Origin of the sequence: Anaerostipes sp. 992a, assembly GCF_001940245.1 — a bacterium.
In the GTDB taxonomy this organism is placed as follows: Bacteria; Bacillota; Clostridia; order Lachnospirales; family Lachnospiraceae; genus Fimousia.
In genome coordinates, this window is sequence record NZ_MJIG01000004.1 from 1362393 (window position 1) to 1378822 (window position 16430).

The following is a 16430-nucleotide window of genomic DNA, read 5'->3' on the forward strand; positions in this document are numbered from 1 at the left end:
AGGGACCGAAATCGTCCGGCGGTACCACCCTGATTAATTCAAATCATGAATTCACTCATCTGATCCGTAACGCTGACCTGCGCTGCCGTTTCCAGCAGAGACTCCAAGGCAGGTTCCATAAGGATCTGCTGGAAACTTCACACCTCCTGGTTTCCTCTCTGATAACAAATACTCCTATGTACTATCCCTTTTCACAGTCAACTTTTATTTTAAAAGAAGAACTCCTTTTTGTCAACTTTTGAAATTCCCGATTCTTCTCCACCAATCCATGCATTTTCAAAAAAGACAAAAAGTTTTTCTGTATCGGGTTGACTTTTATCATCCTGCGTACTATAATCACTTTATTGCGTTGAAGTGCTACACTTCATCACATTAAATATTAGCAGTGAGGAGATGAATTTATGAAGCTTACCATGCAGACTGCTTCTGCAGAATATGACATTATTCTGGAACGTGGCTGTATCAATCGGATTTCTTCTTTTATCAATTTAAATAGAAAAGTCTTTATCTTAACCGATGATAACATCCCGGATCGATGGGTAGACACTGTTCAGGCACAGTGCCCAAACTCCACGGTCTATCGTGTTGCCAGTGGAGAAGAAAGCAAGAGCATGCAAACATATGAAAAAGTATTAACAGCCTGCCTGGAATTCCATATGAGCCGAAAAGATCTGTTGATCGCCCTTGGCGGAGGTGTGATCGGAGACCTGGCTGGATTCGTTGCAGCAAGCTATATGCGGGGAATTGATTTTATGTCTATCCCTACCACAACTCTTTCTCAGATTGACAGCAGCATTGGCGGAAAGACTGCGATCAATTTAGGAAAGGTTAAAAATATTGTAGGAGCCTTTTATCATCCAAAACTGGTCCTCATTGATTTTGATACACTTTCTACCTTACCAGAAAGACAAAAGATCAATGGATTGGCAGAGGCCATCAAGGCTGGTCTGATCCGTAATCCTGCACTCTTTGAGCTTTTCGAGCGAGAGGATTATGAAGATCATCTGGAGGAAATCATCTATCAGTCTCTTTGTATGAAGAGAGACGTTGTTCAACAGGATGAAAAAGAAAGCAATCTTCGAAAGCTATTAAACTTTGGCCACACAATTGGTCATGGAATTGAAGCTTACTACAATTTGGAAAAATATCTGCATGGAGAATGTGTTGCCATGGGTATGTTTTATTTTATTACTTCTAAGGAATTAAAACAACGCCTAAAGAAGATCTGTACCCGTATGGGACTTCCGATTACAGATGATTACGATATTCAAAAAGTATATGAGATTACGACCATGGACAAAAAGGCGGCAGATGGAATCGTTTCCACCGTATGGGTTGATGAACCAGGAAAAGCCTATATTAAGGACCTTCCTCAAACAGAGCTTTTGACTTTATTAAAACAGGGGCCATTTTAGTATGGCTTAGAACATCGACTTGAATTTAGAAAAAAGGAGTATTCACAATGGTAATTACATTAAAGCAAAATGCTGAACAGCAATATATCAATCAGTTACACAAAGAAATCAAAGACGCCGGATGCCGGATTCATGCCTGCATCGGTGATTTATATACAGTATATGGTATCGAAGGCGATACCTCTAAATTAGATGAAAAAACAATCAAAGCAAACAAGGCTGTCAAAGACGTCGTTCGTATTGTAGCACAATACAAGTTGGCCAATCGTCTCTTCCATCCAGAAGATTCTGTCATCGACGTGGCAGGAATCAAAGTGGGTGGCAAATCCCCTCTGGTCATGATCGGAGGTCCCTGCTCTGTAGAAAGCGAAGAGATGGTTTGTTCCGTAGCGAAAAAGGTAAAAGAAGCCGGTGGCTGTATGCTCCGTGGCGGCGCATACAAACCACGTACCAGTCCATACGCATTCCAGGGAATGGGTACTGCTGGAATTATGGCAATGGTGGAAGCAAGAAATCAGACTGGCCTTCCGATCGTCTCTGAGCTTATGAGTGCTGATAAGATTGAAGAATTCGAAGAAAACGTGGATTTGATTCAGATTGGTGCCAGAAACATGCAGAACTTTGAATTATTAAAAGAAGTTGGAAAGCGCACGACCAAACCAGTTTTATTAAAACGTGGTCTTTGCAATACCATCGATGAATGGATCATGTCCGCAGAATATATTATGGCAAATGGTAATCCACACGTCATCCTTTGCGAACGAGGCATTCGTACCTACGAAACAGCCACACGTAATACGCTGGACTTAAGCGTTATTCCAATCGTAAAAGAAAAGACTCATTTACCGATCATCATTGATCCATCCCATGCAACAGGTGATTGGAAGCTGGTAGAAGCTGTTTCTCTCGCCGCTGTCGCTGCCGGATGTGATGGACTCATTATTGAAGTTCATGAAAATCCTGATCAGGCCTGGTCTGATGGTGCCCAGTGTCTAAAACCAAAAAAATTCCAGACATTGATCGAAAAAGCAAGAGCCATTGCTCAGATTGTAGGAAGAGACATCGCTTAAATCGATTTTTTAAACCCCGTGTCCTCAAATTTTATGGACACGGGGTTTCTTTGTTTGCTTTATCTTACAATTCTTCTTACACCCCATACACTGCGATAATCCGCTTTGGAGATGTGAATTCCAGTGCTGCTGCTTCCAGCATGAACCACCTGATTATTTCCAATATAAATTCCTACATGTCCAACTCCATCGATCTGATTATAACAGATCAGGTCTCCTGGCTGCTTATTAGACCAGCTGACAGCTGTTCCATATCCTCTCTGATCTATGGAGTTATGTGGAAGAGAATATCCAAAATGGGCAAATACTGCCTTGGTAAAGCCAGAACAATCGGCTCCATTGGTCAGACTTTCTCCGCCCCATTTATAGGGATTTCCCACAAACTGTACTGCATAATTGGCAACATCCTTCCCCGTTACCGTGCTTCCTGTAGAAGGTTTAGAGGATGATAAATACTGAGTACATACATAACGATAATAGCCATTATACTTAATCTTCGTCCAATCTCCACTTCTTCCATAGCAGGTCAGCTTTGCCCCTTTGCTGTAAGAGCCTACTACCGTTCCACTATAGGATGCTGTCTTACGCACATTTAAAGTACTTGCCGTCACATATCTGGTATATGTACTTCCCGTTGAACTTTCTCCAGATGATGGTTTGCTGCTGGATAAATATTGTGTGGCTACATAACGATAATAACCATTATACTTGATCTTCGTCCAGTCTCCGCTTCTTCCGTAGCAGGTCAGCTTTGCCCCTTTGCTGTAAGAGCCTACTACCGTTCCACTATAGGATGCTGTCTTACGTACATTTAAAGTGCTTGCCGTCACATATCTGGTATATGTACTTCCTGTTGAACTTCCTCCAGATGATGGTTTGCTGCTGGAAAGATAACTGCCGGATACATATCGATAATATCCATTATATTTTACCTTTGTCCACCCATCTACTACTCCATAACAGGTGACCTTATCTCCTTTATAATAATATCCGACAACAGCTGCCTTTCCAGATGCTGTCTTTCTGATATTTAAGGAGCTGGCTGTTACATATCGGACATAAGATGCCGCAGTATCTTGGATTCCCATTGCCATGGTCATACCCAGGACCATGCATATACTTAACGTATATATCAGAATCTTCTTCCATAAACTTTTTCTCATAATTCCTCCTAAACACATACCGTATTTTTACCGACCAATTTATTTTATCATAAATCATGGATTTTGCAATTACGTATCGTAATATTTTTGTAACAATTTTGATTTTTTCGTAATATTTTGGCAGTTTTTCCCAATCATTCGAGGCCGTTTTCAAACAAAAGTCGAATCAGACACCTTAGAATTCCTCTGCATCCAAAAGATCGAAAGCCTCTCCTTCTGGTTCTGTCTTAAATACCATCCTTTTCCCCGTTGTCGGATGTTCAAAAGAAATCCTCGTTGCATATAAACCAATCTGATGATATTTCTTCTTTGCCTTCTGGAATTTCGGATTATACTTGGTATCTCCCCAGATACCTGCACCTGCCTTGGCGCACTGCACACGAATCTGATGGTGTCTGCCAGTTAACAGATGAATCAACGCATACGTATAATCCCCCTGATCCGTTTCTAAAATATCCAGCACCTCATATTCCAGAACTGCTTCTTTGGCTCCCTTTGTTCCCTTCTTTACCGCCTTAGAACAATTGGTCTTTCCATCCTTTAAAAGATAATTGGTAAGACTTCCTTCCTCCGCTGGAAGAAATCCAGTTAGCACAGCCTGATAATATTTATCAAAGGTTCCATCCTGCATCTGTCCACTTAAGGCTGCTGCTGCCGTCTTCGTTCTGGCAAATACCATAACCCCTCCTACCGGGCGGTCTAAACGATGGACTACGAATACCTGTGGCTCTGTTTTTAATTTTTCTCTTCTTACAATTTCATTCTTCAGGTAATTTAATACGCTCAAATCTCTGGACTTATCATTCTGTACTGGCATTCCCTGCGGCTTGATGCATACGATAATTTCCTGATCTATGTATAAAATCTCTGGTTTTTTACAATTTTTTCTCATACTCTCTTCCTTTTCTATCATTCATTTTCGAAACATAACAATTTCTTTCCTTCCCAAATGCCTCATCAAATACGATTTCTTTGACAAAACATAAGAATTATAACTTGAATACCACAAATGTGCAACAACAAAAACTTGTTCTATAATGAAAAAAAAGCTTATTCAAATGTCCTCACCTAACATCTGAATAAGCCTCTTTTTCATTTATTTTACGATTCTTCTTACACCCCACACACTACGATAATTTGCGGCAGAAATATGTATTCCTGTGCTGCTGCTTCCAGCATGAACCACTTGATTATTTCCAATATAGATTCCTACATGCCCAACTCCATCAATCTGATTATAACAGATTAAATCTCCTACCTTTTTGTTGCTCCAGCTGACTGCTGTTCCACAGGAACGCTGACTGATCGAACTATGTGGCAGGGAATACCCAAAATGTGCATAGACTGCTTTGGTAAATCCGGAACAATCTGCCCCATTGGTCAGGCTCTCTCCTCCCCATTTATACGGATTACCCACAAATTGTACCGCATAATTGGCAACCTTTGTTCCCGTTGTGGAAGAGGAACTACTGCTGGATGATGGCTTACTGCTGGACAAATAACTGGTATATACATATCGATAATAACCATTATATTTTACCTTCGTCCAATTCCCGCTGGTTCCATAACAAGTAATCTTTGCTCCTTTTGTATAATGTCCCACTACTGCTGACGATGTGGATGTACTCTTTCTTATGCATAATGAGCTTGCTGTTACATATCTGCTATATGTTGCGTATACGGTTTCCATCTGTGTAATCATAGGTAAACTAAATGCAGAACATATACTTAACATATAGACAAAAATCATACAAAAAAATTTCTTTCTCATAGGCCCTCCTTTCTCTTTATTACCTCTTTATTATATGTCTATATTTTAAATTTGTCAATATTTTTGTAATATTTTTGTAATATTTATACTATTTATGTAACATTTATAAAGACCTTGCTCCTTAAATAAAACGTTCACCCAAACATCTTTGCATTTACCCTTTTATAAAAAACACTATCGTGTAACATTTGTTACAGATTTCTCCATTTTTTTATAGTATACTAAGGATAACAAAATGATATAGAATGAAAATATATTTTATGAAGAACAGGAGGAGACGGTTATGGGACAGAGATTTTTTGTGTGTGAACATTGTGGTAACATGATTGCTATGGTAAAGGATAAAGGCGTACCTGTTATGTGCTGTGGGCAGAAGATGACAGAGTTAGTTCCTGGTTCCGTAGATGCCGCTGTTGAAAAACATCTTCCGGTCATCGCTGTTGATAGTAACAAAGTAACTGTTACCGTAAGTTCTGTAGAACATCCTATGGCAGACGTTCACTATATTGAATGGATTTCTATCGAAACAAAACAAGGCAATCAGAGAAAGACTTTACAGCCAGGTGATGCACCTGAGACAACATTTATGCTCAGCGATGGAGATGAAGTTATTGCTGCTTATGCTTACTGCAATCTTCATGGACTTTGGAAAACAACTGTATAACCGAATTTATGTAATAAAAAAGAGCGATATCCGCTCTTTTTTATTTTGAAATGTTTCTTCTTAAATTTTAAATCGATATCCAACACCCCAGATGGTTTCAATATACTGAGGTTTGGATGTATCAAATTCAATCTTCTCACGAATCTTTTTAATGTGTACGGTTACCGTTGCAATATCTCCAATGGATTCCATATCCCAGATTTTATTAAATAACTCTTCTTTTTTAAATACCCGGTTTGGATTACTAGCCAGGAAAGTAAGCAGATCAAATTCCTTTGTAGTAAAGGCTTTTTCTTCTCCATTTACATATACCCGACGTGCCGTCTTATCAATCTTGATCCCACGGATCTCGATAATATCGTTTTCCTTTGCATTGGTTCCGACCAACCGTTCATAACGTGCCAGATGTGCCTTTACTCTTGCTACCAGCTCGCTTGGGCTAAATGGCTTGGTAATGTAATCGTCTGCCCCCAGGCCAAATCCATGAATCTTATCAATATCATCCTTTTTGGCAGATACCATAAGAATCGGGATATCCTTCTGGGCACGAATCTTCTTACAGATTTCAAATCCATCCATCTCTGGAAGCATCAAATCCAAAATGATCATATCGTAATCTTCAGCCAAGGCTCTTTCCAGTCCACTCTTACCATCGGTCTCAATGTCTACTTCAAAGGAGCTCAATTCTAAATAATCCTTTTCTAGTTCGGCAATGCTCAGCTCATCCTCAACAATCAGTATTTTACTCATATTCTTCATCCTCCTCAGTCACTTTATTTAATGTGAAATAAATCGTAGTTCCGGTATGCAATTTGCTGCTGGCCCATATATGTCCGCCGTGATCCTCAATGATCTTCTTGGAAATCGATAGTCCCAATCCACTTCCACCAGAACTGCTTCTGGACGCATCGGCCCGATACAAACGGTTAAAGATGTTCGGCAAATCCTTGGCGCTGATTCCAATTCCATCATCTTCAATCTCTACCTGCACATAAGTCTCCATCTCCTTTAAACGGATATTCACATGGCCTTTGTTCTTTGCCCCACTATATTTGCAGGCATTACTGATAATATTCATGATGACCCTCTTAAGCTGTTCTGGATCCGCCATAACGAAACAATGCTTTTCACAGTAATTAAAAAATGCAAAGTCCATATTTTTCTGTTCCAGATCAGAACCGATCTCATCCATACAATCATTAAAATAACTTTCGATATCAATCTTTGTAAAATTATATGGAATTGTATTACAGTCAATCTTGGAAGCAATGGATAATTCATTCAACAGCCCATCCATATCATTGGCCTTATTATAAATTGTGCGAATATAACGTTCCATCTTCTCTGGTGTATCCGCAACACCATCCATGATCGCTTCCGAATATCCTTTGATTGCCGTAAGCGGAGTCTTCAGATCATGAGAAATATTGCTGATCAGCTCTCGTGTCTCCTCCTCATATCGCAGTCGGTCATTGATGGATTTCTTAAGCTCTGCTCTCATCTCATTAAAAGACACACAAAGATCACCTATCTCATCTTTATTCAGTATTTCCACATCTGTATCCAGATCACCTTCCCGAATACGATCCGTTCCATCCTTAAGCAGATTGATCGGACGTACAAATTCATAATACATATACCATGTAAGAAGGGAACTTGTCATAAATAAGATCAGCACAACAGATAAAATGAGCTGAAGTATAATCTTGCGGAAATGAGGAGTAATATTATCCAGATTGGTCAATATAAAGATTGTTCCCGGTTCCGAATCACTAAATACAAAATCCTGTTGCTTGATCAGAAAATTCTCCGGTTCCCCAATTAAAATTCCACTGTCTTCCGAACTGATCGTGGACCCATATTGTGGCAGCATACTTTCCACCTCTGTATGCTTTTCTTTCGTCCCCCGATAGATGATCTCATTGTTTTTTCGAATGATCAGATAAGAATCCTTTTTTTGTAAAGCCTGATTCACTTTTTCAATATAATCCGGATTCTCAAAAGTCTCCGGTGCCTCCCGTGCAATTCTCTTAATCTCTTCAAAAGTATCACTGGTCAGAGCATTCATCGTCTGGGTCGTATTCACGAAACTGTCGATCGTGCCACTCTGACTGCCAGTACTATAAATAGATTTGGTATATGAGAAACTAAGAATGGCGATTGATATTACAATCAGGGTCAATGGTAATACAATCGCCGGTAAAAATATAATTCGTATTTTATGCACTACTTTCATACCGCTTTTCCTCCTGAAGGTCCTATATGATAAAACAAACTGCTCTCCGCATCCCGCAGACAGCAGTTTCTATTTTTTCGTATCTGCTCTTTCTCATATTATACCATAGGAGAAGAGTGCATTTCATAAATTTTCTATAAAGTAGCCATAAGGATTTGTAAAAATTTATCTTTTCCTGTCCGCTTAGGCCTGTTCTTGGAGAATAAAGTCCAGAAGCTGATCGGCAACCTCCTGCTTTGACATCCGTTCCAATGTCTTTTCCTGATCCTTGGTAATAAAGGTCACCACATTGGTATCCGTTCCAAATCCAGCTCCTTCTACCTTCAGATTGTTGGCAACGATCATATCCAGCTTCTTTTTCGCAAGCTTTCTTCTGGAATTTTCCAGCATATTCTGTGTTTCCATAGAAAATCCACAGATAAACTGGTCCTCTCTTCGATGCCCTGCCAAATACTGTAAAATATCTGTTGTGCGCTCCATTTCAATGGACATATCTCCATCTTTTTTCTTAATCTTCTCATCACTTACCTTGGCTGGACGGTAGTCTGCAACTGCAGCTGATTTGATGATCACATCCTGTTCTTCAAAATGATCTCTCACTGCTTCAAACATATCCTGTGCACTGACAACAGAAACTACGTTTACAAATGGAGGTGGCGTAAGATTCGTCTGTCCACTCACCAGAGTAACCTCTGCACCTCGAAGCATTGCTGCTCTGGCAATGGCATACCCCATCTTTCCGGTAGAATGATTGGTAATAAAACGCACTGGATCAATGGATTCCCTGGTTGGACCAGCTGTTACTAATATTTTCTTTCCAGCCAGATCCTTTGGTTTGGCAATTGCCTTTTCGATATACTCTACTAACACCTCTTCACTCGGAAGCTTACCTGCTCCCACATCTCCACACGCCAGACGGCCTGCTGCCGGTGCAATGATCTCATAACCGTAATGCTCTAATTTCTTTAAATTATCCTGTACAATCTGATTTTGGAACATATGGGTATTCATGGCCGGTGCGATGATCTTTGGTGCATCACATGCCATAATGGTCGTAGTCAGCATATCATCTGCAATTCCATTGGCGATCTTTCCAATTACATTGGCAGATGCCGGTGCGATCAGCATACAGTCCGCCTGCTGAGCCAGAGATACATGTGCCACATGAAATTGAAAATTACGGTCAAATGTATCCACCAGACATTTATGATTGGTCAATGTTTCAAATGTTACCGGTGTAATAAAATTGGTCGCATTCTGTGTCATGATCACATGCACATCACAATGCTTCTTAATTAACATACTGGCCACATTTGCCATCTTATATGCTGCGATACTTCCAGTTACACCTAATACTACTGTCTTTCCTTTTAACATGATAATCTCCCAAAAAGCGGCGCTTTATGCAGGCGCCGCTTTACTTCTTAAACAATGTTCATTCAAGTCCGTCAAGACGTACTTGGTGAGTTTCCTACATATCCTCTAGTCTACCATGTTTTTCATAGTTTGTGATACGTGAAATATGGTTTTCATCATCTACAAATAAGACTTTTGGTTTATGAGCCTTTGCTTCTTCTACTGTCATATCCGCATAGCACATGATGATAATCTTGTCTCCTGTAGAGACACATCTTGCAGCAGCACCATTTAAGCAGATCATTCCGCTTCCTCTTTCTCCTGCAATCGTATAAGTCTCGAATCTGCTTCCGTTATTTACGTCTACGATATGAACTTTTTCATATTCTAAAATTCCTGCTTCATCTAACAGATCTTCATCTACAGTAATGCTTCCTACATAATCAAGCTCTGCCTGTTTTACGGTCGCACGATGAATTTTTGCTTTTAACATATTAATCTTCATGATCTTAATCTCCTATTTATCGAACGAAAAGTTATCGATTAATCTTGCTTTTTCATTAATATAAACTGCAATGGCTGTTACAATTGGTCTATCAATCACATCGATCGGCTGCATAGTCATGGCATCTACCACTTTCACGTAATCGATACGTGCCATAGGCTCAGACTGAATCTTTTCCGTCATGGCTGCCACAACCTTCTTAGCATCTGTCTCACCATCTTCTACCATCTTCTGTCCAAGGAAAATGCTCTGGCTCAATACTAAAGCTGCTTTTCTTTCTTCTTCATTCAAGTAAGTATTTCTGGAGCTTTTTGCAAGTCCATCTGCTTCTCTCACGATTGGGCATCCGATGATCTCTACATCGATGTTCAGGTCTTCCACCATACGCTTGATAATAGCAAGCTGCTGAGCATCCTTCTGTCCAAAAAATGCTTTATCTGGCTGTACAATGTTAAATAATTTAGAACATACTGTACATACGCCTCTAAAGTGTACTGGTCGTGTTTTTCCACATAAGTCTTCGGTCAGGACATTCATATCCACATAAGAACAGAAATGTGGTGAATACATTTCCTCTGGTTCTGGATGGAAGATCATATCTACACCAATGCTTTCGCATAATGTTGCATCCTTATCCAGATCTCTTGGATAAGATGCCAGATCTTCATTTGGTCCAAACTGCATTGGATTTACAAAAATACTTGCAACCACCTTATCGCATTCTTCTTTTCCTTTTTTCATCAGGCTTGCATGTCCTTCATGAAGATATCCCATAGTAGGAACCAGACCTACGGTCAGTCCTTCTTTCTTCCATGCCTTTACCTGTTCTCTTACTTCCTTGATTGTAGAAACAATTTTCATTTTCTTAATCTCCTAAATCTATCTGTCACAGTATCTTAATACAATTTTTCAATGACTTCTTCCTTAATTGTGTAGCAGTGTTTGTCCTCTGGGAATTTCTGTTCGCCAACCTCTTCGATATAAGAAGTAAATGCTTCTTTCATAATGCTTCCCAAATCTGCATATTTCTTAACAAATTTCGGTGTAAAATCACTGAACATTCCAAGCATATCCTGATATACTAAAATCTGTCCATCACAATCCACGCCTGCTCCAATTCCGATAGTTGGAATGTGAAGTGCTTCTGTTACCATCTTAGCAAGCTTTGCTGGAATTCCTTCCAGAACAACAGCAAATGCCCCAGCCTCTTCCACTGCTTTTGCGTCTTCCAGTAACTGCTTTGCTGCAGCTTCGGTCTTACCCTGTACTTTAAATCCACCAAAGGCATTGATGGACTGAGGGGTCAATCCGATATGAGCCATAACTGGAATAGAAGCATCTACGATTGCTTTGATATGAGGTGCTACTTTCACACCACCTTCTAATTTTACTGCACCAGCACGTCCTTCCTTCATCAGACGACCTGCATTGACAACTGCATCATACACAGAAGTCTGATATGACATAAATGGCATATCGATAACGACCAATGCATTTTTTGCTCCTCTTGCTACAGAAGAACCATAACGGATCATATCTTCCATTGTTACAGAAATGGTATCTTCATAACCAAGCATTACGTTACCAAGAGAGTCTCCTACTAAAATTCCGTGAATTCCTGCTTCATCCTCCAGCTTTGCAGTAGAATAATCATATGCAGTTAACATGGAAATCTTTTTGCCTTCGTCTTTCATCTTCTGAAATGTTGATACTGTATTTTTCATTTTACTCTTCCTCCAATAATTTTTTCAATTCACATTCATCTCTGTCTGGATATTTTCTTCCAGCAACCTGTAAAAGCATCTTCGAGCACTCCTGATACACCCTTTTCTGGTCTTCCTCCAGCTCTGCCAAATGCTTCTTCACGGTCGTCACATCATTGCGTTCTACCGGCCCTGTTAATGCCTTTGTCGTTCCAACTGACAGTATATTTTCCATATTGCTAAGCGCCAATGGCTTTAATGCCTGTAAAGCTTCTTCCTCTTGAAATTGACATTTTTTTAACAGCCTTACTGCGATCTCCATCAAAGCAACTACCTGATTGGATGCCATTACTGCCGCCGCATGATACTTGGTCTTATTTTCTCCATCTAAGGCCTTTACTGGATTTCCAAACCCTTCAAATAAGGAAACCAGCTCCGCCCTTTTCTCCGGACTGCCTTCCACAGTAAAAAAAGCGGTCTGCATCATTTCATATGGAATTGTCTTACTGTTAAATGGAAACATTGGATGAATGGAATACCCATAAGCACCTTTCTCATGGATTCCTGAAAAGACCTCAGCGGACATTGCACCACTGCAATGACAAATCAATTTGCCTTCAATTGAAAAACTTTTTACCTGATTCCAAACTCCCTCAATCTGTCCGTCTGGAACCGTAAGAAATAGAGTATCACACATTCTAACAATTGCTTCTATTGTGTCAAACTGTGCTGTTTCTGTTAGCTTTGCTGCCTCAACCGCAGATTCCTTTGTTCTGCTGTAATACCCGGCAACTTCTATATTGTTGTGAATGAAATATCTACCCAGAGAACATCCAACATTCCCTGCTCCGATAAATCCAATCCTCATTCTATCACCTTCTTTCAGGCGATACTCTAAGTCTTATTCCTATTGGATATAAGCTTCATACTTTGAAAATAAATTATGATCACTGGTACAGTTTCTTTTCAGAATACCATCCAAATGTAAATATATCAAATCATTGTGAAAATGTAAACAAATTTTAATTGAAAACTATGTTTATTTTTTTATACATAAAATTCCATTTTCTATCCGCCGCAGTGCGATCCCCACGGAGTGTTTTTATGGAATAGGAAAAGGATGTTGCTAAATTACAACATCCTCTTTGCTGTCTATAAATATTTTTTCAAATCTTCTACTTTATCCAGCTTCTCCCATGGAAGATCTAAATCATTTCTTCCAAAGTGTCCATAAGCTGCTGTCTGCTTATAGATCGGTCTTCTAAGATCTAACATCTTAATGATTCCTGCTGGGCGCAGATCGAAGTTCTCTCTTACCACTTCTACTAATGTTTCTTCGGATATTTTTCCGGTTCCAAAGGTATCTACCATGATGGAGGTTGGCTGAGCAACACCGATGGCATAAGATAACTGGATCTCACACTTATCTGCTAATCCTGCTGCTACAATGTTCTTTGCAACATAACGTGCTGCATAAGCTGCAGAACGGTCAACCTTTGTACAGTCCTTTCCAGAGAAAGCTCCACCGCCGTGACGGGCATATCCACCATAAGTATCTACAATGATCTTACGTCCGGTAAGACCTGCATCTCCATGTGGTCCACCGATGACAAATCTTCCTGTCGGGTTAATGAACATCTTTGTATTCTCATCTACCATATCTGCTGGAAGAACTGGACCAAATACATACTTTTTAATGTCTTCATGAATCTGTTCCTGTGTAATATCCGGATCGTGCTGTGTAGATAATACCACTGCATCTAATCTGGATGGTTTTCCTTCTTCATCGTATTCTACGGTTACCTGTGTTTTCCCATCCGGACGAAGATAAGGAAGTGTTCCATCCTTACGTACTTCTGTCAGTTTTCTTGCCAGTTTATGAGCAAGTGAAATTGGATATGGCATATACTCTTCTGTTTCATTTGTTGCAAATCCAAACATCATGCCCTGATCTCCAGCACCAATGGCTTCAATCTCTTCGTCGGACATCTTATGTTCCTTTGCTTCTAATGCCTTGTCAACACCCATAGCGATGTCGCTAGACTGTTCATCAATGGCCGTCATAACTCCACATGTATCTGCATCAAAGCCAAATTTTCCTCTTGTATATCCAATCTCTCTTACTGTATCGCGTACGATTTTCTGAATATCCACATAAGCATTGGTTGTAATCTCTCCCATGATCATCACAAGCCCTGTAGTTGTACATGTCTCACATGCAACACGACTCATTGGATCTTTTTCTAAAAGCGCATCCAAAATGGCATCAGAAATCTGATCACACATCTTATCCGGATGTCCTTCCGTAACAGATTCTGACGTAAATAATAATTTTTCCATACGTATCATTTCCTTTCTCAAACTAATCTTTTGCTCTATAAGTAATTCGATGAATTTCTTATGTAACAAAAAGTCCGGTATGATTACCGGACTCCTACTTGCATCTACAAGTTCTTATTGCTCCGCTTTTTTGCGGCTCCGGCCGGCACCTTCCATCTCTGGGGTTGCCGCGACTTCACAGGCCCTTGAACCTCCGTCGCTCTTAATAAGAAACTATCTATTTACTTTTCTGGCATAATTCCTGTCTTCTGACTTCGTACAACCTCAATCTCCACAATGATGTCTTTGACCACCTTCGCCACACGAAGTGCACATCCATCAAAATACACACAAACTCCTTTACGAATTTGTTCGGATGTAGAATACTTACAGAACACATCATACAACGTATCATCCTTATTGTCAAACGGAAGATTAACATTCATAAGCTCATTGACCTTTCGAACCGGTTCTTTCGGTGAAAATGTCATATGTTCTACATCATCATACGGGAAGAATAAAAATCTTCGTATTGCAAATAAAATCGCAATACATCCAATGGAAACCATATTCTGCACCGGAGTTGTATGCTCTACGATCATCTGTCTGGCTACTGCAAAGATCAGTACCTCTACAATGATCGCTGGTGAATGCTTACAAAGCATCTTAATAAACTCAATTCCGATGACCAGACCAAATCCCATGTTGATGAATCCAGTTAAATCCTCAATATCCACTGGACTTCCTACAAGCAACTCCTTCAATTCAAATACCAACACCGCCGTATAAAACAATATAGCGACAATGATAATAATGGAAATCATCAGCTCCAGCCATTGACTGAACTGATATACTTTATCCTTTAAATATCTTCTTCTCCCCATATATACTCTCTCTTATCCTACCTGAAGAATAAACTTCTGTAATTCTTTCTCTGTCTCAACCAGCTGAATCTGTCCGCCCAATTCGCGCAGCTTCTCGCTGAACTTCTCATAACCTCGATGAATGTATCCAATACTGTCCACCTGCGTAATGCCTTCTGCAGCCAGTCCTGCAATGACCAATGCCGCTCCTGCACGAAGATCAGGTGCACTTACTTCTGCTCCTGTATACTTCTCTACACCTGTGATCAGGGCAGTATTCCCCTCTACCTGTATCTTAGCTCCCATACGGGTAAGCTCATCCACATAACGAAAACGATTCTCAAAAATACTTTCGGTAATCACACTGATTCCTTCTGATAATGCCAATGTGATCGCCATCTGTGGCTGCATATCCGTTGGAAATCCTGGATATGGCAGGGTCTTGATCTGCGTTGGTTTCAGGCGCTTGGTTGCTACCACACGCACTGCATCATCAAATTCCTGTACTTCCGCACCAATTTCCACTAATTTAGCAGTAATTGCCTCTAAATGCTTCGGAATTACATTCTTCACCGTAATGTCGCCTTTGGTAACAGCCGCAGCTGTCATAAAGGTTCCTGCTTCAATCTGATCTGGAATGATGGAATATTCACAGTTTCCAAAGGATTCTTTTCCATTGATACGAATCACATCGGTTCCTGCTCCACGAATATCTGCACCCATACAGTTTAAAAAATTGGCAACATCTACCACATGTGGTTCCTTTGCTGCATTCTCGATTACCGTATTTCCTTCTGCACGGGATGCAGCCATCATAATATTGATCGTAGCACCAACAGATACCACATCCATATAGATGTGTGTCCCGATCAGACGCTCTGCTTCTGCCTTGATCATACCATTTTCAATAACAACATTTGCTCCAAGAGCTTCAAATCCTTTAATATGCTGGTCAATCGGTCTCGCTCCGATGGCACAGCCTCCTGGCAGAACAACCTGTGCTTTTCTAAATTTTCCCAATAACGCGCCGATCAAATAATAGGACGCACGAATCTTACGGATGTATTCATTATCAACGATACCATCCGCTTCCATTCCTTTGCCTGTAATCACAACTTCATTCTCATTTACTCTATTAATGCCTGCGCCAATTCCTTCCATGGCCTGTAATAATACATTAATGTCTCTCACATTTGGCATATTATCAATGTGGCAACATCCATCTGTCATAATTGCCGCTGCTAAAACTGGAAGTGCTGCATTCTTAGCTCCGCCAATGACTACTTCTCCGACCAATGGATTACCACCCTTAATTACGTATTTTTGTTCCATTTTACACCTCAATATATACTTATCTATCTATCA

Annotated in this window: 16 protein-coding genes, 1 riboswitch and 1 other annotated feature (1 of these 18 only partly in view); of the genes, 3 read left to right on the forward strand and 13 right to left on the reverse strand. The window is 40.1% G+C overall.

The window, feature by feature from the left end; translation table 11 throughout:
- Nucleotides 1-204 (reverse strand) — a binding site (T-box leader); it reaches 3 nt to the left of the window's first position.
- Nucleotides 205-401: 197 nt separating this feature from the next.
- Together aroB and aroF are read left to right on the forward strand one after the other, a co-directional pair.
- Nucleotides 402-1415 (forward strand): 3-dehydroquinate synthase, encoded by a 1014-nt coding sequence (aroB, locus tag BHF69_RS10825; RefSeq protein WP_075671428.1) that lies wholly within the window; start codon nucleotides 402-404, stop codon nucleotides 1413-1415.
- 47 nt (nucleotides 1416-1462) lie between these two features.
- Complete coding sequence (aroF, locus tag BHF69_RS10830) at nucleotides 1463-2485, forward strand: 3-deoxy-7-phosphoheptulonate synthase (protein WP_075671430.1); 1023 nt, start codon at nucleotides 1463-1465, stop codon at nucleotides 2483-2485.
- Between the two features lie 59 nt (nucleotides 2486-2544).
- Here the strand turns inward: aroF and BHF69_RS10835 are convergent, their stop codons facing one another.
- The 3 genes from BHF69_RS10835 to BHF69_RS10845 all read right to left on the reverse strand — a co-directional run bounded on the left by BHF69_RS10835 (nucleotide 2545) and on the right by BHF69_RS10845 (nucleotide 5419).
- Nucleotides 2545-3648: a C40 family peptidase gene (locus BHF69_RS10835; protein ID WP_075671432.1), complete on the reverse strand. Its 1104-nt coding sequence runs from the start codon at nucleotides 3646-3648 to the stop codon at nucleotides 2545-2547.
- Nucleotides 3649-3823: 175 nt separating this feature from the next.
- Entirely contained in the window at nucleotides 3824-4540 is a 717-nt protein-coding gene (locus tag BHF69_RS10840; RefSeq protein ID WP_075671434.1) for an RluA family pseudouridine synthase, read from the reverse strand.
- Nucleotides 4541-4744: 204 nt separating this feature from the next.
- A complete protein-coding gene (locus BHF69_RS10845) occupies nucleotides 4745-5419 on the reverse strand; it encodes a C40 family peptidase (RefSeq protein WP_075671436.1) in 675 nt (224 codons plus the stop codon).
- A 283-nt stretch (nucleotides 5420-5702) separates the two neighbouring features.
- On the opposite strand from BHF69_RS10845, the gene BHF69_RS10850 reads away from it, so the two are divergent.
- A complete protein-coding gene (locus BHF69_RS10850; protein ID WP_075671438.1) occupies nucleotides 5703-6083 on the forward strand; it encodes a desulfoferrodoxin family protein in 381 nt (126 codons plus the stop codon).
- Between the two features lie 60 nt (nucleotides 6084-6143).
- Here the strand turns inward: BHF69_RS10850 and BHF69_RS10855 are convergent, their stop codons facing one another.
- The 10 genes from BHF69_RS10855 to BHF69_RS10900 all read right to left on the reverse strand — a co-directional run bounded on the left by BHF69_RS10855 (nucleotide 6144) and on the right by BHF69_RS10900 (nucleotide 16397).
- Nucleotides 6144-6833, reverse strand: coding sequence for a response regulator transcription factor (locus tag BHF69_RS10855; protein ID WP_075671440.1), 690 nt, complete (start codon nucleotides 6831-6833; stop codon nucleotides 6144-6146).
- Nucleotides 6826-8319: a sensor histidine kinase gene (locus BHF69_RS10860; RefSeq protein ID WP_075671442.1), complete on the reverse strand. Its 1494-nt coding sequence runs from the start codon at nucleotides 8317-8319 to the stop codon at nucleotides 6826-6828. Before BHF69_RS10860 ends, BHF69_RS10855 begins: the two co-directional genes overlap by 8 nt.
- 183 nt (nucleotides 8320-8502) lie before the next feature.
- A complete protein-coding gene (gene coaBC, locus BHF69_RS10865) occupies nucleotides 8503-9696 on the reverse strand; it encodes a bifunctional phosphopantothenoylcysteine decarboxylase/phosphopantothenate--cysteine ligase CoaBC (RefSeq protein ID WP_075671444.1) in 1194 nt (397 codons plus the stop codon).
- A 94-nt stretch (nucleotides 9697-9790) separates the two neighbouring features.
- A complete protein-coding gene (panD, locus tag BHF69_RS10870) occupies nucleotides 9791-10180 on the reverse strand; it encodes an aspartate 1-decarboxylase (RefSeq protein WP_075671446.1) in 390 nt (129 codons plus the stop codon).
- Between the two features lie 12 nt (nucleotides 10181-10192).
- On the reverse strand, nucleotides 10193-11041 hold the full coding sequence (panC, locus tag BHF69_RS10875; protein ID WP_075671448.1) for a pantoate--beta-alanine ligase: 849 nt from the start codon (nucleotides 11039-11041) through the stop codon (nucleotides 10193-10195).
- 35 nt (nucleotides 11042-11076) lie between these two features.
- On the reverse strand, nucleotides 11077-11904 hold the full coding sequence (gene panB / locus BHF69_RS10880; RefSeq protein ID WP_075671450.1) for a 3-methyl-2-oxobutanoate hydroxymethyltransferase: 828 nt from the start codon (nucleotides 11902-11904) through the stop codon (nucleotides 11077-11079).
- 1 nt (nucleotide 11905) lies between these two features.
- The gene (locus BHF69_RS10885; RefSeq protein ID WP_075671452.1) at nucleotides 11906-12751 is read right to left on the reverse strand and encodes a Rossmann-like and DUF2520 domain-containing protein; all 846 of its coding nucleotides are present in this window, start codon (nucleotides 12749-12751) and stop codon (nucleotides 11906-11908) included.
- A gap of 284 nt (nucleotides 12752-13035) precedes the next feature.
- Nucleotides 13036-14223: a methionine adenosyltransferase gene (metK, locus tag BHF69_RS10890; protein ID WP_075671454.1), complete on the reverse strand. Its 1188-nt coding sequence runs from the start codon at nucleotides 14221-14223 to the stop codon at nucleotides 13036-13038.
- A gap of 111 nt (nucleotides 14224-14334) precedes the next feature.
- Nucleotides 14335-14435: riboswitch (SAM riboswitch) on the reverse strand.
- A 9-nt stretch (nucleotides 14436-14444) separates the two neighbouring features.
- Nucleotides 14445-15086, reverse strand: a complete 642-nt coding sequence (locus BHF69_RS10895; RefSeq protein ID WP_075671456.1) for a hypothetical protein — start codon at nucleotides 15084-15086, stop codon at nucleotides 14445-14447.
- Nucleotides 15087-15098: 12 nt separating this feature from the next.
- A complete protein-coding gene (locus tag BHF69_RS10900; RefSeq protein WP_075671458.1) occupies nucleotides 15099-16397 on the reverse strand; it encodes a UDP-N-acetylglucosamine 1-carboxyvinyltransferase in 1299 nt (432 codons plus the stop codon).
- Nucleotides 16398-16430: the final 33 nt, after the last annotated feature.

Excerpts from the sequence above, each read along its gene's own strand:
- coaBC (WP_075671444.1), bottom strand. The coding sequence starts at position 9,696 with ATGTTAAAAGGAAAGACAGTAGTATTAGGTGTAACTGGAAGTATCGCA.
- BHF69_RS10850 (WP_075671438.1), top strand. The coding sequence starts at position 5,703 with ATGGGACAGAGATTTTTTGTGTGTGAACATTGTGGTAACATGATTGCT.
- panB (WP_075671450.1), bottom strand. The coding sequence starts at position 11,904 with ATGAAAAATACAGTATCAACATTTCAGAAGATGAAAGACGAAGGCAAA.
- panD (WP_075671446.1), bottom strand. The coding sequence starts at position 10,180 with ATGAAGATTAATATGTTAAAAGCAAAAATTCATCGTGCGACCGTAAAA.
- aroF (WP_075671430.1), top strand. The coding sequence starts at position 1,463 with ATGGTAATTACATTAAAGCAAAATGCTGAACAGCAATATATCAATCAG.
- BHF69_RS10900 (WP_075671458.1), bottom strand. The coding sequence starts at position 16,397 with ATGGAACAAAAATACGTAATTAAGGGTGGTAATCCATTGGTCGGAGAA.
- panC (WP_075671448.1), bottom strand. The coding sequence starts at position 11,041 with ATGAAAATTGTTTCTACAATCAAGGAAGTAAGAGAACAGGTAAAGGCA.
- BHF69_RS10835 (WP_075671432.1), bottom strand. The coding sequence starts at position 3,648 with ATGAGAAAAAGTTTATGGAAGAAGATTCTGATATATACGTTAAGTATA.
- BHF69_RS10895 (WP_075671456.1), bottom strand. The coding sequence starts at position 15,086 with ATGGGGAGAAGAAGATATTTAAAGGATAAAGTATATCAGTTCAGTCAA.
- BHF69_RS10840 (WP_075671434.1), bottom strand. The coding sequence starts at position 4,540 with ATGAGAAAAAATTGTAAAAAACCAGAGATTTTATACATAGATCAGGAA.
- aroB (WP_075671428.1), top strand. The coding sequence starts at position 402 with ATGAAGCTTACCATGCAGACTGCTTCTGCAGAATATGACATTATTCTG.
- metK (WP_075671454.1), bottom strand. The coding sequence starts at position 14,223 with ATGGAAAAATTATTATTTACGTCAGAATCTGTTACGGAAGGACATCCG.
- BHF69_RS10845 (WP_075671436.1), bottom strand. The coding sequence starts at position 5,419 with ATGAGAAAGAAATTTTTTTGTATGATTTTTGTCTATATGTTAAGTATA.
- BHF69_RS10885 (WP_075671452.1), bottom strand. The coding sequence starts at position 12,751 with ATGAGGATTGGATTTATCGGAGCAGGGAATGTTGGATGTTCTCTGGGT.
- BHF69_RS10855 (WP_075671440.1), bottom strand. The coding sequence starts at position 6,833 with ATGAGTAAAATACTGATTGTTGAGGATGAGCTGAGCATTGCCGAACTA.
- BHF69_RS10860 (WP_075671442.1), bottom strand. The coding sequence starts at position 8,319 with ATGAAAGTAGTGCATAAAATACGAATTATATTTTTACCGGCGATTGTA.